Annotated in this window: 18 protein-coding genes; 13 read left to right on the top strand and 5 right to left on the bottom strand. The window is 65.7% G+C overall.

The window, feature by feature from the left end; genetic code table 11:
* Positions 1–9 precede the first annotated feature (9 nt).
* On the top strand, positions 10–1,416 hold the full coding sequence (locus PMI04_RS18635; protein WP_007710682.1) for a TolC family protein: 1,407 nt from the start codon (positions 10–12) through the stop codon (positions 1,414–1,416).
* Positions 1,417–1,457: 41 nt separating this feature from the next.
* Here PMI04_RS18635 and PMI04_RS18640 read toward each other — a convergent pair whose 3' ends face one another.
* On the bottom strand, positions 1,458–2,051 hold the full coding sequence (locus PMI04_RS18640; protein WP_007710679.1) for a nitroreductase family protein: 594 nt from the start codon (positions 2,049–2,051) through the stop codon (positions 1,458–1,460).
* A 133-nt stretch (positions 2,052–2,184) separates the two neighbouring features.
* Complete coding sequence (locus tag PMI04_RS18645; RefSeq protein ID WP_007710677.1) at positions 2,185–2,352, bottom strand: hypothetical protein; 168 nt, start codon at positions 2,350–2,352, stop codon at positions 2,185–2,187.
* A gap of 341 nt (positions 2,353–2,693) precedes the next feature.
* On the opposite strand from PMI04_RS18645, the gene kdpF reads away from it, so the two are divergent.
* The 6 genes from kdpF to PMI04_RS18675 are packed head-to-tail and all read left to right on the top strand — an operon-like array spanning position 2,694 to position 10,529.
* Entirely contained in the window at positions 2,694–2,783 is a 90-nt protein-coding gene (gene kdpF, locus PMI04_RS18650; protein ID WP_007710670.1) for a K(+)-transporting ATPase subunit F, read from the top strand.
* A 12-nt stretch (positions 2,784–2,795) separates the two neighbouring features.
* Positions 2,796–4,499: a potassium-transporting ATPase subunit KdpA gene (gene kdpA / locus PMI04_RS18655; protein ID WP_007710665.1), complete on the top strand. Its 1,704-nt coding sequence runs from the start codon at positions 2,796–2,798 to the stop codon at positions 4,497–4,499.
* A gap of 12 nt (positions 4,500–4,511) precedes the next feature.
* Entirely contained in the window at positions 4,512–6,548 is a 2,037-nt protein-coding gene (kdpB, locus tag PMI04_RS18660; protein ID WP_007710663.1) for a potassium-transporting ATPase subunit KdpB, read from the top strand.
* A 14-nt stretch (positions 6,549–6,562) separates the two neighbouring features.
* Complete coding sequence (gene kdpC / locus PMI04_RS18665) at positions 6,563–7,180, top strand: potassium-transporting ATPase subunit KdpC (RefSeq protein WP_007710660.1); 618 nt, start codon at positions 6,563–6,565, stop codon at positions 7,178–7,180.
* Positions 7,177–9,837, top strand: coding sequence for a sensor histidine kinase KdpD (locus PMI04_RS18670; protein WP_007710655.1), 2,661 nt, complete (start codon positions 7,177–7,179; stop codon positions 9,835–9,837). Before kdpC ends, PMI04_RS18670 begins: the two co-directional genes overlap by 4 nt.
* On the top strand, positions 9,834–10,529 hold the full coding sequence (locus tag PMI04_RS18675; RefSeq protein WP_007710645.1) for a response regulator: 696 nt from the start codon (positions 9,834–9,836) through the stop codon (positions 10,527–10,529). The genes PMI04_RS18670 and PMI04_RS18675 overlap by 4 nt, the downstream gene beginning before the upstream one ends.
* Here PMI04_RS18675 and PMI04_RS18680 read toward each other — a convergent pair.
* Positions 10,526–12,424: a potassium transporter Kup gene (locus tag PMI04_RS18680; RefSeq protein ID WP_007710643.1), complete on the bottom strand. Its 1,899-nt coding sequence runs from the start codon at positions 12,422–12,424 to the stop codon at positions 10,526–10,528. The genes PMI04_RS18675 and PMI04_RS18680 overlap by 4 nt on opposite strands.
* Before the next feature lie 227 nt (positions 12,425–12,651).
* Here PMI04_RS18680 and PMI04_RS18685 point away from each other — a divergent pair, with 227 nt between their 5' ends.
* The 5 genes from PMI04_RS18685 to PMI04_RS18705 all read left to right on the top strand — a co-directional run bounded on the left by PMI04_RS18685 (position 12,652) and on the right by PMI04_RS18705 (position 18,876).
* A complete protein-coding gene (locus tag PMI04_RS18685) occupies positions 12,652–12,912 on the top strand; it encodes a hypothetical protein (protein ID WP_007710641.1) in 261 nt (86 codons plus the stop codon).
* Positions 12,913–13,007: 95 nt separating this feature from the next.
* Positions 13,008–16,322 carry a glycosyltransferase gene (locus PMI04_RS18690; RefSeq protein WP_007710639.1) on the top strand — a complete coding sequence of 1,105 codons (3,315 nt, stop codon included), beginning with the start codon at positions 13,008–13,010 and terminating at the stop codon, positions 16,320–16,322.
* A gap of 12 nt (positions 16,323–16,334) precedes the next feature.
* Positions 16,335–16,802 (top strand): PDZ domain-containing protein, encoded by a 468-nt coding sequence (locus PMI04_RS18695; RefSeq protein WP_007710636.1) that lies wholly within the window; start codon positions 16,335–16,337, stop codon positions 16,800–16,802.
* Between the two features lie 12 nt (positions 16,803–16,814).
* The gene (locus PMI04_RS18700) at positions 16,815–17,501 is read left to right on the top strand and encodes a response regulator transcription factor (protein WP_007710633.1); all 687 of its coding nucleotides are present in this window, start codon (positions 16,815–16,817) and stop codon (positions 17,499–17,501) included.
* A complete protein-coding gene (locus PMI04_RS18705) occupies positions 17,494–18,876 on the top strand; it encodes a HAMP domain-containing sensor histidine kinase (RefSeq protein WP_007710630.1) in 1,383 nt (460 codons plus the stop codon). The genes PMI04_RS18700 and PMI04_RS18705 overlap by 8 nt, the downstream gene beginning before the upstream one ends.
* A gap of 251 nt (positions 18,877–19,127) precedes the next feature.
* On the opposite strand, the gene PMI04_RS18710 is transcribed toward PMI04_RS18705, so the two are convergent.
* Complete coding sequence (locus PMI04_RS18710) at positions 19,128–19,988, bottom strand: SMP-30/gluconolactonase/LRE family protein (protein ID WP_007710629.1); 861 nt, start codon at positions 19,986–19,988, stop codon at positions 19,128–19,130.
* A 2-nt stretch (positions 19,989–19,990) separates the two neighbouring features.
* Positions 19,991–21,139: an aldose epimerase family protein gene (locus tag PMI04_RS18715; RefSeq protein WP_007710627.1), complete on the bottom strand. Its 1,149-nt coding sequence runs from the start codon at positions 21,137–21,139 to the stop codon at positions 19,991–19,993.
* A gap of 125 nt (positions 21,140–21,264) precedes the next feature.
* Here PMI04_RS18715 and PMI04_RS18720 point away from each other — a divergent pair, with 125 nt between their 5' ends.
* Positions 21,265–22,569: a sugar MFS transporter gene (locus PMI04_RS18720; RefSeq protein ID WP_007710624.1), complete on the top strand. Its 1,305-nt coding sequence runs from the start codon at positions 21,265–21,267 to the stop codon at positions 22,567–22,569.
* Positions 22,570–22,616 lie beyond the last annotated feature (47 nt).

Here is a 22,616-nt window from a genome sequence, read left to right on the forward strand (position 1 = left end):
ACAAAAGCCATGACAAGGAACCTGATTGCCCTGTTGCTCGGCGCCAGTGCGCTGACCGCCTGCGCCGCCGGGCCGGACTACAAGGCCCCCGCCACCCCGACCACGGCCGCCGCCCCCTTTATCGGGGCGGCGAACCCCGCGGTCGCCCAGCGCGCCACCGACGATCATTGGTGGCGGCTCTATAATGACCCGCTGCTCGACGGCTTGGTCGGCGATGCGCTGAAGGCCAATACCGACATCCGCGTCGCCGTCGCCCGGCTGGAACGCGCCCGCGCCCAGTTGCGCGGTGCCCGGTCCGACCGGCTGCCCAGCACCAACATCAGCGGCTCCCCGACCTATGGCCGGGTGTCGCAGGCCCAGACCCTGCCGGGCATGGACCGGGAAAACTGGACCGTCGATATGGGGCTGGACGTCGCCTATGAGGTCGACCTGTTCGGCCGGGTGAAGCGCAGCATAGAGGCAGCGCGCGGCGATGTCGGCGCGGCCCAGGCCGATGCCGATGCAGTCCGCGTCGCGGTGGTTGCCGATACGGTACGCGCCTATGTCGACGCAACCGCCTCGGCCCAGCGCCTTGCGGTCGCAAAGGAAACGGTCGACCTGCTCGACAAGTCGATCCGCATCACCAGCGCCCGCTTCGACGCCGGCCGCTCCGACCGGCTGGACGTAATCCGCGTGACCACACTGCGCGAACAGCAGCAGGCGCTGATTCCCAATTTGGTCGCGGATCGCAATGCCGCCCTGTTCCGGCTGGCGACGCTGACCGGGCGCACGCCGCAGGAGCTGCCCGCGTCCGTCCAGAACGCGACCGTGACACCGAATGTGACACAGCCGATCCCGGTCGGCGACGGCCAGGCGCTGCTGGCGCGGCGGCCGGACGTGCGCGCGGCCGAACGGCGGCTGGCGGCCGACACGGCGCGGGTCGGTGTCGCGACGGCCGATCTCTATCCGCGCATCACGCTGGGCGGATCGATCGGCACGACGGCGGTCGGCGGCGGCAACCTGTTCGGTGCCGGGCCGCTCAACTTCCTGCTCGGGCCGCTGATCAGCTGGGCCTTCCCCAATCAGGAAGCCAATCGGGCGAAGATCGCGGCGGCCAAGGCGGATGGCGACGCATCGCTCGCCGCCTTTGACGGCACGGTGCTGCAGGCGCTGGAGGAGACCGAGACGGCGCTGTCCACTTACGCCAATGCGCTGGAGCGGCGAGCGACGCTGCAATCGGCACGGGACGAGGCGGCTCGGGCTGCGCGGATCAGCCTGGCGCGCCAGCGCGAGGGGCAGATCGACTTCCTGACCGTGCTGGACGCGTTGCGCACCCAGGCATCGGCCGACGCGGACCTGGCAACCGCCAATCGCGCCGTTGCCTTTGCCCAAGTGGACCTGTTCCGCGCTTTGGGCGGCGGCTGGACCACGACCTGATGCAAAAAAGGGCGGCGTTTTCCCAAACGCCGCCCTTTCTGTCAGACGATGAAATTGCCCTGATGGGCGAAACTCTCGATCTCATGCCGGCCGCTCGGCGCCTCGCGTGCCTGCAGCGCTTCGGGCAGGCTGGCCTTGTCGCCCTGCCGCCCGATCGCGATCGCCGCCTCGATCCGGAAACGCTCCGGCACGGCCAGTTCGGCGCGGGCCTTGTCGAAATCGACGCCGGTCATCGCATGGGTATGATAGCCCAGCCGCGTCGCCTGAAGCGCCAACGTCGCCCAGGCAGCGCCCGCATCGAAGCTGTGACTGTGCGAGGGCTTATAGTCTTCCGATCCCGGCGCCGCCATCAGCGTGTCGGACAGGACGAAAGCGAGCACGCCGGCATGCTGCACCCAGCCCTGGTTGAACGGGAAGAGCAAATCGAGAAAGCGCGCCCAGTCGGCACTGTCACGATGGGCATAGAGGAAGCGCCAGGGCTGGTAGTTGAAGGCCGAAGGTGCCCAGCGGGCGGCATCGAACAGCGTGTCGATATCGGCCTGCGGAATGGCCGAGCCATCGAAGGCACGGGGCGACCAGCGCTCCAGGATCAGCGGATCGACGGGACGGGTAACTTCGCGCGGGCTGGTGGCCATCTGGATCTCCTTCAAGGCAGGGACGCGAGCGGCGCGCCATGCTGTTGGAAATCTATCTAGCGGATGTTCCGCCGCTGCGAAGAGGCGTTGGACTTTCGCCCTGGAAACACAGGGTTTCTCCTGAGATCACCGGTCAGGCGCAGGCATCCTGCGGCTGGCGTTCGCGATCGGCACGCGACACCGGTGCATTACGGTCATCGGCATCGCGCTCGAACAGCACCACGGCAGGCTCCTTGAAAAGGGCCTGCGCCAGCCGATCGCGCAGGCGCGTCAACGGTCCGTCCTGATCCTGATAGGCCATATATGCGTCCTCTCTGCCGACTCGGGCGGCTTATCTACCGATGGTATAGAGAATCGTCCCCCAAGCAATGCTGGCCGTCGCGGTAGAAAAGCTATCCGTCTTGGGCCTGCCGAAAAATCATACGCAAATACTATGCGCCCTGCCCAACCCGCGTCTCGCATTCAAACGGAAGAAGGGCCTAATCGGGCGCTCGCTAACGACCCTGTCCGCCTCCCGCGGCGGGCGTGATGCGGGAGTTACCCCCAATGCAGGATCTCTTGTGGATCGGCATCATCCTGGCGCTCACCGCGGCTAGCCTTGGCTATGTCCGGCTGTGCGGCGACGCCTGAAGGAGGGATGCCATGACCATCGACCTCTGGCTCGCGGCGATCACCGCCGCCGGGCTTCTCATCTATCTCGTCGCCGTGCTCGCACGGCCCGAACGCTTTTAAGGGGGGCCGCCCATGACCTTCCAGGGATGGCTGCTGATCGCAGCCTTTGTCGGCATCTTGCTGGCGCTGACCAAGCCGATGGGGCTGTGGCTGTTCGCTCTTTATGAGGGCCGCCGCACCCCGCTCCATGCCGTGATCGGTCCGATCGAACGCGGCTTCTACAAATTGTCGGGGATCGATCCCGACGCCGAACAGAGCTGGCGCCGCTATGCGGTCCATATGCTGATCTTCAACGTCGCACTGCTGCTCTTCACCTATGCGGTGCTGCGCCTGCAGGGGCTGCTGCCGCTCAATCCGCAGGGCTTTGCCGGCACCAGCAGCGACCTCGCCTTCAATACGGCGATCAGCTTCACCACCAACACCAACTGGCAAAGCTATTCGGGCGAGTCGACCCTGTCGAACCTCAGCCAGATGCTGGGCCTCACCATCCACAATTTCCTGTCGGCCGCCACCGGCATTGCGCTCGCCTTCGCCCTGTTCCGCGGCTTTGCCCGGCGCAGCGCGGCGACGATCGGCAATTTCTGGGCCGACGTCACCCGCGTGACCCTCTATCTGCTGCTGCCGATCTGCATCGTCTATGCCCTGTTCCTGATCGCGAGCGGCGTGCCGCAGACGCTGGCCGGCTCGGTCGACGTGACCACGCTGGAAGGCGTGAAGCAGACCCTGGCGCTTGGCCCCGTCGCCAGCCAGGAAGCGATCAAGATGCTGGGCACCAATGGTGGCGGCTTCTTCAACGCCAACAGCGCCCATCCCTTCGAGAACCCGACCGCGCTCACCAACCTGGTGCAGATGCTGTCGATCTTCATGATCGGCTTCGGCCTCACCTGGACCTTCGGCAAGGCGGTCGGCAACCCGCGCCAGGGCTGGGCCATCCTCGCCGCCATGCTGCTGATCTTCCTCGCCGGTGTCACCGTCACCTATTGGCAGGAAGCGGCCGGCAACCCGATACTCCACAATCTGGGCATCGCCGGTGGCAATATGGAGGGCAAGGAAGTCCGCTTCGGCATCGCGGCCTCCGCCCTGTTCTCGGTCGTCACCACGGCGGCAAGCTGCGGCGCGGTCAACGCCATGCATGACAGTTTCACCGCACTGGGCGGCATGATCCCGCTGTTCAACATCCAGCTGGGCGAAGTCGTGGTCGGCGGCGTCGGTGCGGGCATCTATGGCTTCCTGCTGTTCGCCATCCTGGCCGTGTTCGTCGCGGGCCTGATGGTCGGTCGCACACCGGAATATGTCGGCAAGAAGATCGAGAGCCGCGAAGTGAAACTGGCCGTGCTCGCCATTGCCGTGCTGCCTTTGATCATTCTGGGCTTCACCGCCATCGCCAGCGTCACCGACGCGGGCCTGGCCGGTCCGCTCAACAAGGGACCGCATGGCTTCAGCGAGATCCTCTACGCCTTCACCAGCGCCGTCGGCAACAATGGCTCGGCCTTTGCCGGCCTGACCGCCAACACCCCTTTCTATAACGGGATGCTGGGTGTCGCGATGTGGATCGGCCGCTTCTTCATCATCATTCCCATGCTGGCCATCGCGGGCAGCCTGGCCGCGAAGAAATATACGCCCGAAACCGCCGGCAGCTTCCCCACCACCGGGGCACTGTGGACCGGTCTGCTGGTCGGCATCGTGGCTGTAGTGGGCGGCCTGACCTTCCTGCCCAGCCTCGCCCTTGGCCCCATCGCCGATCATCTCGCGATGATCCGTGGCCAGCTTTTCTAAGGATCCATCCACATGGCCCGATCCGAACAAAAATCGCTCTTCACCGCGGACCTGATCGTTCCAGCGATCGGCGACGCCTTCCGCAAACTCAATCCCAAGGAACTGATCCGCAACCCGGTGATGTTCACCACCGCGATCGTCGCGGTCCTGCTGACCGTCCTGCTCCTTGTCGGGCAGGACAGCCTGGCCGTCGGCTTCAAGCTACAGCTGGTGATCTGGCTCTGGCTCACGGTCCTCTTCGGCACCTTTGCCGAGGCCTTGGCCGAAGGGCGCGGCAAGGCGCAGGCCGCCTCACTGCGCGCGACCAAGGCGGACCTCACCGCCAAGCGGCTGAAGGGCCATGGCGAAAGCTATGAGACCGTCGCCGCCAGCGCGCTGAAGCTGGGGGACGTGGTGCTGGTCCAGACCGGCGACCTGATCCCGTCCGATGGCGAGGTCGTGTCCGGCGTCGCCTCCGTCAACGAAGCGGCCATCACCGGCGAATCCGCGCCGGTGATCCGCGAGGCGGGCGGCGACCGGTCGGCCGTGACGGCGGGCACCCGCGTCATTTCCGACGAGATCCGCGTCCGCGTCACCGTCAATCCCGGCCAGGGTTTCCTCGATCGCATGATCGCGCTGGTCGAGGGTGCCGAGCGGCAGAAGACGCCGAACGAGATCGCCCTCACCCTGTTGCTGGTGGGTCTGACCATCATCTTCCTGATCGCGGTCGGCACCATCCCCAGCTTCGCCAGCTATGCCGGCGGCGCCATTCCCGTGGCGATCCTGGCGGCGCTGCTGATCACCCTGATCCCGACCACCATCGCTGCCCTGCTGTCGGCGATCGGCATTGCCGGCATGGACCGGCTGGTGCGCTTCAACGTGCTCGCCAAGTCGGGCCGCGCGGTGGAGGCGGCGGGCGACGTCGACGTGCTGCTGCTGGACAAGACCGGCACCATCACCGTGGGGGATCGTCAGGCGACCGAATTCCGTCCCGTGGGTGGCACCACACCCACCCAACTCGCCGAAGCCGCCCTGCTCGCCAGCCTGGCGGACGAGACGCCCGAGGGTCGCTCGATCGTGCTGCTGGCTCGCGAAGGCTTCAACCAGTCGGTAGAAGCCCTCCCCGCCAATGCGGAGGTCATTCCCTTCACCGCACAAACCCGGATTTCCGGCGTCACCATCGATGGATCGACGATCCAGAAGGGGGCGGTGGATTCGGTGCTGAAGGCCAATCCGGGCCTGGGCTCCACCCCGGTCGCGGGCGAACTGCGCCGCATCACCGACGAGATCGCCCGTGCGGGCGGCACCCCGCTGGCGGTGGCCAAGGACGGCAAGCTGCTGGGCGCGATCTTCCTAAAGGACATCGTCAAGGCGGGCATTCGGGAACGGTTCGGCGAACTGCGCCAGATGGGTATCCGCACGGTGATGATCACCGGCGACAACCCGCTGACCGCCGCCAGCATCGCGGCCGAGGCCGGGGTCGACGACTTCCTGGCGCAGGCGACGCCGGAGGACAAGCTGGCCCTGATCCGCAAGGAACAGCAGGGCGGCCGCCTGGTCGCGATGTGCGGCGACGGCACCAACGACGCCCCTGCCCTGGCGCAGGCCGATGTCGGCGTCGCCATGAACACCGGTACCCAGGCTGCCCGCGACGCCGGCAACATGGTCGACCTGGACAGCGATCCGACCAAGCTGATCGAGGTGGTGGGTCTGGGCAAGCAGTTGCTGATGACGCGCGGCGCGCTCACGACCTTCTCGGTCGCCAATGACGTGGCCAAATATTTCGCGATCATCCCCGCCATGTTCGTCGCGCTCTATCCGGGCCTGGGCATCCTCAACGTCATGGGGCTGGCCACGCCCGAAAGCGCGATCCTGTCGGCGATCATCTTCAACGCGCTGATCATTCCCTGTCTGGTGCCGCTGGCGCTCAAGGGCGTGACCTATCGCCCGATCGGCGCCGGTCCACTGCTGGCCCGCAACCTCGCCATCTATGGCCTGGGTGGCCTGATCGCGCCGTTCGTGGGCATCAAGCTGATCGACCTTGCCGTCAACGGCCTTGGCCTCGCCTGAGGAAGGACAAATCCATGTTTACCGATTTCAAATCCGCTTTGCGTCCGGCCCTGACCATGATGCTGCTTTTCGCCCTGCTGCTCGGGCTTGCCTATCCGCTGGCGCTGACCGGCATCGGCCAGGCGCTGTTCCCGTCCCAGGCCAATGGCAGCCTGGTCGAGGATCAGGGCAAGGTCGTCGGCTCGACCATCATCGGCCAGGCCTTCACCTCGGACATCTATTTCCACAGCCGTCCGTCGGCGGCGGGCAAGGGCTATGACGGCCTTGCCTCCTCCGGCTCCAATCTTGGTCCGACCAGCCAGGCGCTGGCCGACCGCGTCAGGACCGACGTCGAGACCCTTCAAGCTGCTACACCTGGTCGTTTTGTTCCGTCCGATCTGGTGACCGCCTCTGCCTCGGGGCTCGACCCCCATATCAGCCCCGAGGCAGCTTTTTATCAGGTCGATCGCGTCGCCGCTGCGCACGGGATCGATGCGGCGCGCGTCCGCAGCCTGGTGGAAAAGAGCGTCGAGCAGCCGCTGCTGGGTTTCATCGGCGAACCCCGCGTCAATCTGTTCGAGTTGAACCGTCAGCTCGATCACGAAGTGATCAATCGACGGCTGGATGCGATTGGCGCTAAACGAACCCAGTGAACGAACCGCATCGCCCTGATCCCGAAGCCTTCCTGCGCGCCGCCGCGCAGGAAGGCCGTGGCCGCCTGAAGGTCTTTCTCGGCGCTGCGCCGGGGGTCGGCAAGACCTGGGAGATGCTGACCGAAGGACGACAGCGACGCGAGGCCGGCGTCGATGTCGTCGTCGGTGTGGTGGAAACCCATGGCCGGCGCGAGACCGAGGCGCTGGTCCATGGCCATGAGATCATCCCCCGCCGCACCGTCGACCATCAGGGTCACAGCCTGGGCGAGATGGATATCGACGCGATCCTGGCGCGCCACCCCCAGCTCGTGCTGGTCGACGAACTGGCGCACAGCAATGCGCCGGGCAGCCGCCATCCCAAGCGCTATCAGGATGTCGAGGAATTGCTGGCCACCGGCATCGACGTCTATTCGACGATCAACATCCAGCATGTCGAAAGCCTCAACGACGTCGTCGCCTCCTTCACCCACGTCCGCGTGCGGGAAACGGTGCCCGATTCGATCCTAGAGCATGCCGAGATCGAAGTGGTGGACATCCCGCCCGACGAGCTGATCGAGCGGCTGAAGGACGGCAAGGTCTATATCCCGCAGGAAGCCAGCCGCGCCCTCAACCATTTCTTTTCCAAGTCGAATCTGACCGCGCTGCGCGAACTGGCGCTGCGCCGCGCCGCCCAGGCGGTCGATGCGCAGATGCTCGACTATGTCCGCGCCCATGCGCTGGCGGGCAGCTTCGCGGCGGGTGAACGGGTGATCGTGGCGGTGAGCGAGCAGCCGAGCGCCACCGGCCTGGTCCGTTCCGCTAAGCGGCTTGCCGATGCGCTGCGCGCGCCCTGGACCGCCGTGCATATCGAAACCCCGCGCGGGCCGCAGCTGTCGGACGAGGACCGGCAGCGTCTGGCCGATACGCTCGCCCTCGCCTCACGCCTCGGCGCCGAAACCGCCTCCATCCCCGCCCCCAGCGTCGCCGACGGGCTGTGCAGTTTCGCTGCCGACGCTCGCGCCACCCAGATCGTGATCGGCAAGTCGGCGCGCAGCTGGTGGTTCGAACTGCGCCATGGGTCGGTGGTCGACCGGCTGGTGCGCGACATCGGCCCGGTCGCCGTCCATGTCATGCCCGGCGAGGAAAGCGTGCCGCGCCCGCGCGCCGCCAACAGCGGTCATTGGGGCGACCCGATCGGCTATGTCTGGTCGATGCTGGCCGTGATCGGCATGACCGTGCTCGGCCGGCTGATGCTGGAGGTGATCGACCTTGGCAATATCGCCCTTCTCTATCTGGTGCCGGTGATGTTCGCGGCGGCCAGTCATGGCCTGCGCACCGGCCTCGCCACCGGCCTTGCCTCCAGCCTCGCCTATAATTTCTTCTTCCTGCCACCGACGGGCACGCTGACCGTCAGCAATCCGGAAAATGTCATCTCCATCCTCGTCTTCCTGGGCGTGGCGGTGGTCACCAGCCAGTTTGCCGCGCGGATGCACGCCCAGTCGGTGCTGGCGCAATCGAGCGCGCGGCAGAATGCCACGCTGGCCGGCTTCTCGCGCCAGCTCACCGCCTCCCCCAGCCTGGAGGAAATCCGCCACGCCATCTGTGCCGAGATCGCCAGGCTGTTCGACGTGCGCACCGTGCTGATGACCCCGTCCGATGAAGGGCCGCAATTGCGCGCCGCCTATCCGCCCGAGGACCGGCTGGACGAGATTGAGCGCGCCGCCGCCCGCTGGGCGATGGAGCATGGCGAGCCGGCCGGGCGCGGCTCCTCCACCCTGACCGCGTCGGACTGGCTGTTCCTGCCGGTGCCGACCAAGGACGCGGTGCTGGCGGTGATCGGCCTCGCCCGCGAGGATGCCGGCGAGCCGGTCCGCTCCGACCAGATGCCGCTGCTCCGCAGCCTGATCGACCAGGCCGCGATCGCGCTCGACCGTATGGCGCTGGAGGAGGCGATGCTCGAAGCCGGCCAGATTCGCGAGCGCGACCGGCTGCGCTCCGCCCTGCTCTCCTCGGTCAGCCATGACCTGCGCACGCCGCTCACCACCATCATCTCGGCCACGCGCGAGATGCGCACCCACCCCTCGCCGGAACTGATCGATACGCTGGATGGCGAGGCCCAGCGCCTGTCCCGCTTCGTCGCCAATCTGCTCGACATGGCGCGGGTGGAGGCCGGCGCATTGCCGATGCGGGCGGAGGCAACCGACCTATTCGATGCGGTCGCCAGCGCCGCCCATGACAGCCGTAGCGCTCTCATGGAGCGGCCGCTCGACGTGCAGATTCCGCCGGACATCCCACTGGTCCGGGTCGATCCCGTGTTGTTGCACCACATCCTCATCAACCTGCTGGACAATGCCGGCCGCTATGGCGATCCCGGCACGCCGGTGACGGTTCGGGGCCTGCGCGAGCCGGACGCCATCACCTTATCGGTGATCGACCAGGGGCCGGGCATCCCGGCCGGCATGGAAGCGCGGGTGTTCGACACCTTCACCCGGCTGGAAGGCTCCGACCGGTCAAAGACCGGCACCGGCCTTGGCCTGGCCATCGTCAAAGCCTTTGCCGAAGCAATGGGGCTTACCGTATCGGCCAGAACGGTATCGGAACCCGCGGGCGCCTGTTTCACCCTGCACATTCCCCAATCCCTCATCCTCACCGACATCATGGAAAAGGACATCGCATGAAGCCGCGCCACAGCCTGCTGATCGTCGACGACGAACCGCAGATCCGCCGGCTGATCCAGGCCGCCCTCGCCCGCGCCGACTATGCCACGATCGAAGCGCAGACCGCGCGCGAGGCACTGGACAAGCTGCGCAGCGAACGGCCCGACATCACCCTGCTGGACCTGGGCCTGCCCGATCGCGACGGGCTGGAACTGGTGCCGATCATCAAGAAGGAAAGCGACACGACGCTGATCATCGTGTCGGCGCGCGACGCCACCGATGAGAAGGTCGCCGCGCTGGACCTGGGCGCCGACGATTATCTGACCAAGCCGTTCGATACCGACGAACTGCTCGCCCGAGTCCGCGTGGCGCTGCGCAACCGGATGACACGCGACGGCGGCGCGATGAAGGTGACGGCCGGCGATCTGACGATCGATCTGGTCGCCCATATCGTCACGAAGGGCGGGGTCGAGGTACATCTGACGCCCAAGGAATATGGCGTGCTGGAGCAGCTGGCGCGCTTCCCCGGCCGGGTCATCACCCACAAGCAGATCATGGACCATGTCTGGCCCAACGAACATGCCCATCATGTCGAATATCTGCGCGTGCTGGTGCGCGGCCTGCGCCAGAAGCTGGAGGCCGACCCACAGCGCCCCCAGATTATCAGCAACGAACTGGGGATCGGCTATCGCCTGAAACAGTCCGCAGATTAAATCTCGATCTGCGACCCCAGCTCGACCACGCGGTTGGTCGGCAGGTTGAAGAAGGCCATCGGGCTTTCCGCGTTGCGGATCATCCAGGCGAACAGCTTTTCGCGCCACATCGCCATGCCGGGCCGCTCCGACGGGATCAGCGTCTGGCGGCTGAGGAAATAGCTGGTGTCCTTCACCCCGATCGGCCCGCCACAGTCATGGACTGATTTCATCGCGGCCGGAATATCCACCTCTTCCATGAAGCCATGGCGCAGGATCAGCCGATAGAAGCCCGATCCATGATCCTCCACCGTCGTGCGTCCCTGCAACGGCAGATGCGGCACGCCCTGCGTGCGCACGGTCAGGATGATGACCCGTTCATGCAGCACCTTGTTATGCTTCACATTGTGCAGCAGTGCCGGCGGTACGCCGTCGGTGGTGGAGGAGAGGAAGATCGCCGTCCCCGGCACGCGCTTGAGCGAGCTCAGCGTCGATCGCACGAACAGGTCCAGCTCCATCGCCCCTTCACGCAGATAATGGCGCATGATCCGGCGCCCGGTCGCCCAGGTGGTGAGGACCGTGAAGACCACCGCCGCGACCAGCAGCGGGAACCAGCCGCCATCGGGGATCTTGGTCACGTTCGACGCGAAATAGGCGCCGTCGATGATCAGGAACAGGCCGGTGACTCCAGCGGCGACCGGGAGCGGCCAGCGCCACACGCTGAAGGTCAGCACGCCCAGCATGCAGGCGGTGATGACCATCGTGCCGGTTACCGCGATGCCATAAGCGGCGGCGAGACTGCTGCTATTGCCGAAGCCCAGCACCAGCAGGATGACGAAGATCAGCAGCAGCCAGTTGATCAGCGGCACATAGATTTGCCCTGCCGCCGAGGCACTGGTGTGCAGGATGCGCAGGCGCGGCAGGAAACCCAGTTGCACCGCCTGCTGCGTGACCGAGAAGGCGCCGGAGATCACCGCCTGGCTGGCGATGATCGTCGCCATGGTCGCCAGAATGACCAGTGGCAGCCGCGCCCAGTCCGGCGCCATCAGGAAGAAGGGATTTTGTGCCGCCGCCGGATGGTCGAGCAGCAGCGCACCCTGGCCCAGATAGTTGAGCATCAGGCAGGGGAAGGCGGCATAGAGCCAGGCGATGCTGATCGCCTTGCGCCCGAAATGCCCCATGTCTGCATAGAGCGCCTCAGCCCCCGTCACCGCCAGCACGACCGAGCCGAGCGCCAGGAAGGCGAGCTTGGGATCGATCGCGAAGAAGCGGATGGCCCAGAGCGGATTGACGATGCCGATGATTTCGGGGTGCTGGACGATATTGGCGATGCCGAGCGCTGCAAGGGTGACGAAATAGATCGCCATGATCGGGCCGAAGGCCATGCCGACCATCGCCGTGCCGAAGCGCTGGATCAGGAACAGGCCGATCAGGATGACGATCGCGATCGGCAGCACCAGATGCGCCAGGCTCGCTTCCACGATGGTCAAGCCCTCGACCGCCGACAACACTGAAATGGCAGGCGTGATGATCGCGTCGCCATAGAAGAGCGCAGTCGCAAGCACCCCCAGCATCGCGATCGCCGGGGTCCAGCGCGTCTCGCCCAGCCGCCTGCCGATCAACGCCAGCAACGCCATGCTGCCACCTTCGCCGTCATTGTCGGCACGCATGACGATGAACACATATTTGGCGGTAACGATCAGCGTCATCGTCCAGAAGATCAGCGACAGCACGCCATAGATATGCAGCGGATCGACCGCCAGCGGATGATGGCCGACGAAGCTTTCCTTGAGCGCATAGAGCGGCGAGGTGCCGATGTCGCCGAACACCACGCCCAATGCACCAAGTGCAAGCGTGGCCGGTCGGCCATGCGGCGTGCGATCCTGGCCCGCGGCCGGATCCCCCTGTTCAGTCATCTACGCGTGCCCTTCGTCTTTCTATCGGGCCGCCATGCCATGAAAGGCCATTTGAAAACCATAGGGGTCTGCCCTCCCCGGCATAGGTTTCGCATATGATTCTGGCATGACCGGGGTTCATCGGCCGCAAATCCTATGAAATCCCAATGCAATCGACCGGTTCCCTGTCTCGCATCCCTATGCCGCTCCGCTTAAATGCGATGCCGCCGCAACGGAGGCGGCACCCGATGAACGACTGGCATCCTGGATGGACCACACAGATCGGCCTGCGCCTGCTCGGCCTGGCCCTGATCGCCATGCTCTGGCCCGAAGGCCGGGCGCTCACCACACTGGTCCATATCCATCCTTCGGTCACTGGCGGCCAGTTGCTGCTCGCCGCCCTCGCCTTTCTCTGCGCCAGCGGCGGGACGGCATTGCTGCTGATGGGGCCGGACCTGTGGAAGCCTGTGCGCCTGTCCGCACGCTGGACCGCGCAGGACCGATCATGACCAAGATTTCATGATCGGATCATCCGGCGGGAAGCCGGAAGCGCCTATTGGCGTCGCATCGTCGCGGAGGAGTAGCGACGCGCGGACCACAGGCCATGACCAGACCCATTTTCTTCGATCCCACCGGCCGGCGCGGCATCTGGGCGCGGCGCGCCCTCGCCGCCCTGCTGTGCGCCATCATTGCCGCCACCATCGCCTTTGCGACGACGCTGATCGCCGTCCCGTCGGAAGGCGACCTGGCATTGCCCCTGCCCCAGCCACGCGCCGCGCATCTGACCGGCATGTCGCGGCTGCGCCATGACCTGTCCAAATGGCTGCCCCATTGGCCCGACCACAAGCCGCAGGCGCGCCCGCTCAATGTCGGCTTCTATGTTCCCGATGACGAGACCAGCATCGCCTCGCTGCGGCGCCATGTCGGCCAGCTCGACTGGGTCGTGCCCGCATTGGTGACGGTGCCGGGCCGCGATCCCCATCCGCACTTCCTGGACGATCCGCGCCTGGATCAGATGATCGCCAGCATGGGCCGCCCGCCCAAGCTGATGCCGATGGTCCAGAATATCGGCAAGCAGGGCTGGAACGGCATCGATGCCGCCCGCCTGCTGGGCAATCCGGTCGCCAGCCGCCAGCTCGCCCAGCAGCTCGCCGCTTCGGTCGCGGCCCATCATGATGCCGGGCTGGTGATGGACTTTGAATCCCTGCCCAGTGGCGCATTGCCGGCCTATCTCCATTTCCTGCGCCAGCTGCGCACCGACCTGCCCGCCCGCGCAAAGCTGGCGGTGACGGCTCCAGCCGGCGAGGACTGGCCGCTTGCGCGCCTCAGCCAGATCGCCGACCATGTCATCTTCATGGCCTATGACCAGCATTGGCAAGGCGGCACGCCCGGCCCGATCGCCGCGCAGGACTGGTTTGCCCGCTCGGTCGAGGATGCCAGCCGCCGCATCGGCCGCGACCGCATCATCGTCGCGCTCGGCAGCTATGGCTATGACTGGCACGATGGCGGCGCCGACGCCCTGTCCCTCGACGAAGCCTGGCTCGCCGCACATGACAGCGATGCGCCAGTGACATTCGACCCCGCCAGCGGCAATGCCGGTTTCGCCTATGACGAGGACGGCCATCGCCATCAGGTCTGGATGCTGGATGCCGCCGCCACCTGGAATGAGCTGCAGGCGCTCCGCCGCCTCGGCATTCAGGGTGTGGCGCTGTGGCGGCTTGGCAGCGAAGACCCGGGCGTCTGGCCCGGCCTCACCGCCTTCCGCAACGGCGGCCGGCCGGACCTGCGTCAGGTCGCGAGCAGGCTGAATACCGATGTCGAGGGTTCGGGCGAGATATTGCGCATCACCGCGACGCCCACCGATGGCAGCCGCTCGATCGCCTTCGGGCCGCAGGGCACGATCCTGCGCGAGACCTATCATGTCCTGCCCACCCCCTATCAGGTACAGCGGACCGGCGGCGCCCAACCCAAAATGCTGGCGTTGACGTTCGATGATGGCCCGGACGCGACCTGGACACCGAAGATCCTGGCCGTGCTGGAACATTTCCATGTCCCCGGCACCTTCTTCGTCATCGGCGAAAATGCGCTGGAACATCCCGGCCTGCTGCAGCGGATCGTCGCCGACGGCGACGAGATCGGCAACCACAGCTACAGCCATCCCAACCTCGCCACCTGGTCGGACGAGAGCACGCGCCTCGAACTCAACGCCACCCAACGGCTGGTCCAGGCCTATACCGGCCGCAGCATGAGGCTGTTCCGCGCGCCCTATTTCGGGGACGCCGAACCGACCACGGCAGACGAGCTTGGGCCGGCACTGGCGGCGCAGAAGGCGGGCTATACCGTCGTCGGCCTGCACGTCGATCCCAATGACTGGCAACGGCCGGGCACCGACGCGATCGTCCGCCAGGTGATCGATCAGGTTCATGCTGCCGATGCCGACCGGTCGGGCAACATCATCCTGCTGCACGACGGCGGTGGCGAACGGTCGCAGACGGTCGCCGCCCTGCCGCAGATCATCACGACCCTGCAAAAGGAAGGCTATCGCTTCGTGCCGGTGTCGCAGCTAGCCGGCCTGTCGCCGCGGGCCGCAATGCCGCCGGTGCGCGCTGGCGACCTGACCGCCGTACGGGTCGACGTCGCCATGTTCATCACCCTGGCGGCAATCTCCGCCCTGCTCGGCTGGATCTTCTATGTCGCCATCTCGCTCGGCATTGCCCGCGCACTGCTGATGACCTTCCTCGCCTGGTTCCAGACCCGGCGCGACCGTCCGGCGCCGCCCGTCTATCAGCCGACCGTCTCGGTCATCATCCCCGCCTATAATGAGGCGCGGGTGATCGAGGCATCGGTGCGCCGCGTGCTGGCCAGCGACTATCCCGCATTGCAGCTGATCGTCGCCGACGACGGGTCGAAGGACGAGACCAGCGCGATCGTCGCCCGCGCCTTTGCCGACGATCCGCGCGTCACCCTGCTCACGCTACAGAATGGCGGCAAGGCGGCAGCGCTCAACCGCGCGCTCAAGGATGCCACTGGCGAGATATTGATCGCGCTCGATGCCGACACCCAGTTCGAGCCGCTGACGATCGCCCGGCTGGCACGCTGGTTCGCCGATCCCGCCATCGGCGCGGTGGCCGGTGACGCCCGCGTCGGCAACCGGGTCAATCTGGTCACCCGCTGGCAGGCGCTGGAATATATCACCGCGCAGAATCTGGAACGGCGCGCGCTGGCCGGTTTCGATGCCATGACGGTCGTGCCCGGCGCGGTCGGCGCCTGGCGCCGGGCCGCGCTCGACGCGGTCGGTGGCTATCCCGAAGACACGCTGGCCGAGGATCAGGATCTGACCATCGCGATCCAGCGCGCCGGCTGGCGCGTCACCTTCGATCCCGAAGCGGTTGCCTGGACCGAGGCGCCCGAAAGCTTTAAGGCGCTGTCGAAGCAGCGCTATCGCTGGGCCTTCGGCACGCTGCAATGTCTGTGGAAGCACGCCGCCATCCTGCGCAGCCGCAAGCCGACCGGCCTGGCGCTGGTAGGCATGCCACAGGCCTGGCTGTTCCAGATCGTCTTCGCCGCCATCTCGCCGTTGATCGACCTGGCCCTGATCCTGTCGATCGCCGGCACGATCCTGCGCGTGCAGCAGCATGGCTGGGCACAGACCAATGGCGACGTCGCGACCATGGCGCTCTACTGGCTGGTCTTTACCGGCATCGACATCGCCTGTGGCTGGATGGCCTACCGGCTGGACGGCAACAAGGCCCGCTACCCCGCGCATCTGCTGGTCGGCCAGCGCTTCGTCTACCGCCAGATCATGTATTGGGTGGTGGTGCGCGCGATCGCCTCGGCCATTGGCGGCTGGGTCGTGGGCTGGGGCAAGCTGGAACGATCGGGCCGCGTCTCGGTCGCCCCCCGCACCCATCAGGCATGAACAAAGTGTAACATGACTCGCGACCCCGCCTCGATCATTCTGCCCGCAACGAAAGCCGAGGATATGGCCAGGCACATGGAGGCCCCGCGCATAGACAAGACCGCAACCAGCCGCCTGCTGATCGGCCTGGCGCTGTGCGCAGCGCTGATGAGCGGGGCCTTCTTCCTGCATGTCCGCCGCGATGCGGAGGATCATGGCAGCGTGTCCGGCGCCAGCGCGCAGCTGTTGCCCGGCCTGACGTTGGAAAATGCCGAGCCGGCGGGCTCCGGCCTGATTGTCACCAGCATGGAATCCAGCGGCCCGGCCGCGCGCGCGGGCATTGCCGTGGGGGACGATCTGGTGAAGATCGATGGCACGCCGATCGCCTCGCTGGACCAGGCCAGCGCTTTCCTGACCGATCATCGCAGCGCGCGCATCACATTGGACTTGCGGCGCCGGGATGCCATCCGCATGGTAACGCTCGATCGTTCGCAGGATTAGGGGGCCGGGCGCATGAGCCACAAGATATTGGTGGTGGAGGATGACGCCGCCACTGCCGCCTATATTGCCAAGGGCATGACCGAAGCGGGCTTTACCGTCGACCTCGCCGACAATGGCCGGGATGGCCTGTTCCTCGCCAGCGACGGCAGCTATGGCGCGATCATTCTCGACCGCATGATGCCCGCGATGGACGGCATGGCCGTACTGAAGGCGTTGCGCGCGGCCAGCATAGAAACGCCGGTCATCTTTCTTTCGGCACTCGGCACGTCGGAAGACCGGGTCGAGGGACTGACCAGCGGATCGGATGATTATCTGACCAAGCCCTTCGCCTTCGCCGAACTGCTCGCCCGGGTCCAGCTGCTGCTGCGCAAGGCGGGCGGCAACGCGGCTATCGTCACCAGCCTGCGCTATGACGATCTGGACATGGACCTGCTCGCCCGCCGGGTGAAGCGCGCCGGCAAGGCGATTGACCTGCAACCGCGCGAGTTCCGCCTGCTCGAATTTTTCCTGCGCCATCCCGATCAGGTCGTTACCCGCACCATGTTGCTGGAAGGCGTGTGGGATTATCATTTCGATCCCGGCACCAATGTGATCGACGTCCATATCAGCCGCCTGCGCCGCAAGCTGGACGATGGTTCCGATCGCCCGCTCCTCCATACCGTGCGCGGCATGGGCTATCGCCTGGGCATCGATGGCTAGCACGGCTGGCGGCTGGCGCGGCTTTGCCCGGTCGACCATCGGCCGCTTCGTCGGCCTCGCCTTTCTCTGCCAGTTCCTGGTGACCGGCGGCGTGCTGCTGTTCGTGCAACAGGCGAGCCAGCGCACGATCGTAGCCGCCGATCGAGATTCCGTTACCGATCTGCGTGACGAATTGCTGGCCATATTGCGGGATCGTGGTGCTGCGGCACTCAGGCAGGATATCGAGCGACGCCTGCCGACGGTACGCAGCGAACGGATCGTGCTGCTACTGACCGACGCGCAAGGCCATATCGTCGCCGGCAATCTGGGCGCCTGGCCTGCCACCATACCGGACAACACCTCCTGGCGCATGATCGAACTCTATCGCATCGGCGGCGAGCAACCCGAACCGATCGGTGTCACGACCACCCGTCTGACCGGTGGCGGACGCCTGCTGACCGGCATCGTCACGTCGCACAGCCTGCAACTGACCCGCATCTATGAAGAGGCGCTGACCATTGCCTTCCTGATGAGCCTGCTGCTGACGCTGATCATCGCGATTCTCCTCGGTCGGGTCCTGACGCGACAGATTTCCGCCATTGCCGACACGGCGAATGCGGTGGCGATCGGCGCCTTCCATCGCCGGGTTGCCACCGACGGCAGCGGCGATGCCTTCGATCGGCTGGGCCATTCGATCAACGCCATGCTGGAACGGATCGATGCACTGGTCAGCCAGTTGCGGATGATGACGGACGGCCTGGCCCATGACCTCAAATCCCCGGTCACCCGCCTCCTTTCGGTGGTCGAGCAGGCCAGCACCCAGACGCGCGACGACCAGGCGCTCGACGCGCTGGAAAAGGTGCATCGCGAAGCGCAAACCCTGCAAGCAATGCTGTCCACGGCGCTGCTCATCAGCCGCACCGAGGCGGGCTTCGGCGGCGACCGGATGCGCGACACGGTGATCGCCGAGCTGCTGGAGGATCTGGCCGAGGTTTATGGCCCGCTGATCGAGGATAGCGGCTTCACCCTCCATGTCTCGGCACCGCCCGGGCTGGCCTTCCCGCTGCACCGCGAACTGGTGAGCCAGGCGATCGCAAACCTGATCGAAAATGCGCTGAAATATGCCGAAGGCGGCGACCGCATTGCACTGGACGCGGCGATGGATGGCGACGCGCTGACCATCGGCGTCCGCGACAATGGTCCGGGCATTGCCGCCGACCAGCACGAAGCGGCGATGAAGCGGTTCGGCCGGCTCGACCCGTCACGCAGCAAGCCCGGATCGGGCCTGGGCCTGTCGCTGGTCGAAGCGGTGGCGCGGCTGCACCATGGCGCGCTGCTACTGGGTGATGCCGCGCCTGGCCTTAGCGCCACGCTGCGCCTGCGCCGCACCGCCTGAACGGGGCCATCTTTCTCATGATGTCTGGAAAAGGCACATCCCGGCCGACGGCATAGCGCGTGCAGTCGCCGGCCATCGACCGGGATGAAGCATTGCCACCCTTTTTGGAGAGGGGGATGACAACGTTGTCCCGCCCATTAGCGTGAAGCTTCGGGGCTTGCAACAGCAATTTGGAACGGCACAGCGCAGGACATGAAAAAAGCCGCCGGCCCAACGGGGCCAGCGGCTTTTCTAATCGGGCCGGGGTCGAATTAACCGGCGTAGAGATTGGTCGGCAGGCCCTTCACGCCGCATTCCACCTCGAAAACCGCACCGTCATAGTCGGATTCGGGTAGGCCAATCGCAGCCGAGCTGACGAACATGCGGTCGAGGTCGGGACCGGCGAAGGTGATGTTGGTCACCTGCTTGGCGGGCAGTTCGATCGCACGGTCCAGCGTGCCTTCGGGCGAGAAGCGGCTGATCCGCGAACCGCCCCAATGGGCCACCCACAAATAACCTTCGACGTCCACCGTCATGCCATCGGGATGGCCGTCCGCCTCGGTGAAGGTGATGAAGGGCTGGCGATCGTGAATCGCACCGTCCGCGCCGCGGCGGAAGCGATACATGATCCGGCGGCCGGTATCGCTGTGATAGAGATAGTCGCCACAGGCCGAGAAGGCCGGGCCGTTGGGCACGCGATAGCCATCGTCCATCACCGTGACGCTGCCATCGGGATCGAGGCGATAGAGCGCGCCGACATCCTGCTCCTCGGCCATATCCATCGTGCCGCACCAGATGCGCCCGTCCTTGTCCGCCTTGCCGTCATTCATGCGATTGCCAGGCAGATGCAGTTCGGGATCATGGATCGGGGTGATCGCCAGCGGGTCCAGCGTGAAGCTGGCAAAGCCGCTCTGGAAACCGCCGATGAAGCCGCCCTGCGCCCGCTCGGCCACCCAGCCAAGCGGTTCAGGCATGGCCCAGCGCGAAACCTGGCCGTCGTCCAGCGACAGCCGGTTGAGCGCAGGCGCCAGGATATCGACCCAATAGACCGCATTGTCGCGGGCGGACCAGAGCGTCCCTTCCCCCAGCGTGTCGCGGATGTCGCCGCGCTCGATCTTGCGCCAGGCGGTCATGCTCAGCGCTTGACCGACAGGCGGTAGATCATCTGGTGATGATAGGGCTTGCCCGGATCGACGCGGGCCGAAACGAAGCTCGGCTGGTTGGGCGAGTCGGGGAATTTCTGTGGCTCCAGCGCGATGCCGTCGCCCATGCGATACACATGCTGATTCTTGCCGATGAAGGTGCCGTCCAGGAAATTGCCGGTATAGAATTGCACGCCCGGCTCCGTGGTCAGCACTTCGAGCACACGGCCCGAGGCCGGATCTTCCAGACGTGCGGCCAGGCCCGGCTCCTTGGTCAGTCCCTTGTCGAGCGCGAAATTATGGTCGTAGCCGCGGCCCGCGATGATCTGCGGATCATGGCCGTCGCGAATGCCGTCGGCGACGCGGCGGCCATTGCGGAAGTCGAACACACTGCCTTCGACCGGCTGCAGCTTGCCAGTCGGGATCAGGTTGGCATCGACCGGGGTATAGGCCTTGGCCGGGATCGTCAGCACATGGCCGAGCGCACCGTCGGCCGAACCTTCGCCGCCCAGGTCGAAGATCGCATGGTTGGTCATGTTGACGATGGTCGGCTTGTCGGTCTTCGCGTCGAACGCGATGCCGAGGTTGCCGCTTTCGTCCAGCGTATAGGTGACGGTGACATCCAGCTTGCCGGGGTAGCCCGAATCGCCATCGGGGCTGACCAGCGCCAGCACCAGCGTCGCGACCGGGCCGCTCTTGACCGACACGACCTTCCAGGGCTGCTTGTCGAAGCCCTTGCCGCCGCCATGCAGCGAATTGACCTTGTCGTTGAGCGGCAGCTGATAGGATTTGCCGTCGAGGCTGAACTTGCCGCCGGCGATACGGTTGGCATAGCGGCCCACGGTCACGCCGAAGAAGTTGGGATGGTCGACATAGCCGGCCAGATCGTCATAGCCCAGCATCACGTCGGCTTGCCTGCCGTCCTTGTCCGGGCCGGACAGCGACTGGAGCGTCGCGCCATAGCTCAGGATCCTGGCCGACACGCCATGGCTGTTGCTCAGCGTGATCGTCTCGATCGCGGTGCTGTCGGCCAGCTTGCCGGCCGGCGCGCGGCTGGCATCGGCCGCCATCGCCGTGCCGCTTGCGAGCGAGACAGCCAGTGCGTATGACAGCGCTGTTTTCAAATCGACGACCTTTCGCATGGACTTCCTCTCGTGAAACGCACGCCCATTGACGGGCGGTTACGGGGGATATACTCCGACAAAATAAGCGGGCGCAACCCTAGATCGGTCTCGTCAGCTCGTGGAACTGCACTGGAGAAGGATGAATGGCAGGACCGATTTCCTCAGGCGCTGCGCCGGTCGCAACGCATAACCCCGGCACGCGTTATGGCCCTGCGCTCGCGCTGTTGGCCAGCCTCTTCTTCATGTGGGGCTTCATCACCGTCATCAACAATACGCTGCTGCCGCATCTGCGCAGCGTGTTCGACCTCAGCTACACCCAGACGACCCTGATCGAATCGGTCTGGTTCATCGCCTATTTCGTCGCCTCGATTCCCTCGGCCAAGCTGATCGAACGGGTCGGCTACCAGAAGTCACTGGTGATCGGCCTGCTGATCATGGCCGCGGGTGCGCTGGGCATGACGGTCGCCGCCTCCATCCCCTCCTATGGCGTGACCCTGGTCATGCTGTTCGTGATCGCCAGCGGCATCACCCTGCTGCAGGTCGCTGCCAACCCCTATGTCGCGGTCGTCGGCAAGCCGGAAACCGCCTCGTCGCGCCTCAACCTGGTGCAGGCGATGAACTCGGCCGGCACGATGCTGGCCCCAATGTTCGGCGCCTATCTGATCCTGGGCCGATCCAAGGGCGGCACGGCGCAGGGCGATGTCGTCCTGACCCAGGCCGAACGCCTGGCCGACGCTCAGTCGGTGGTACTGCCCTATGTGCTGGTGACCATCGTGCTGGTGGTGCTGGCGATCGTCATTGCCCGCTTCCCCCTGCCCGCCATGGGCGGCGCCACCTCGCGCCTGGCCAAGGAAGAACGCAAGAAACATTCGCTGTGGAAGCATCGCAACCTGGTATTCGGCATCCCCGCGATCTTCATCTATCTGATCGCGGAAATCGGCGTCGCCAATCTGTTCGTCAATTTCGTCAGCCAGCCCACCATCGCCAACCTGACCCATGAACAGGCCGGCAATTATCTGTCGCTGCTGTGGGGCGGCATGATGGTCGGCCGCTTCGCCGGCTCGGCGATCATGCAGAAGTTCGACGCGGGCCATGTCCTCGCCGCCTTCTCGATCGGCGCGTTCATTGTGATGATGGTCACCGTCTTCACCACCGGCCCGGTCGCCATGTGGTCGCTGATCCTGGTCGGCCTGTTCCACTCGATCATGTTCCCGACCATCTTCACCCTGGGCATCAAGGGCCTTGGCCCGCTGACCGAGGAAGGTTCAGGCCTGCTGGTGATGGCGATCGCCGGTGGCGCACTGGTGATCGTGCAGGGCTGGCTGGCCGACAATTACGGCCTGCAGACCAGCTTCCTGCTGACTGCCGCCTGCGAACTCTATGTCCTCTTCTATGCCCTCTGGGGATCGAAGACGACGCAGGCGCTGCCGGATCCGGAACTGCACTAAGCATTCGGGGCATCCGCCCAACAGAAAAGGCCGGGGTGGCGATCCAC

Source organism: Sphingobium sp. AP49, from assembly GCF_000281715.2.
GTDB lineage: Bacteria > Pseudomonadota > Alphaproteobacteria > Sphingomonadales > Sphingomonadaceae > Sphingobium.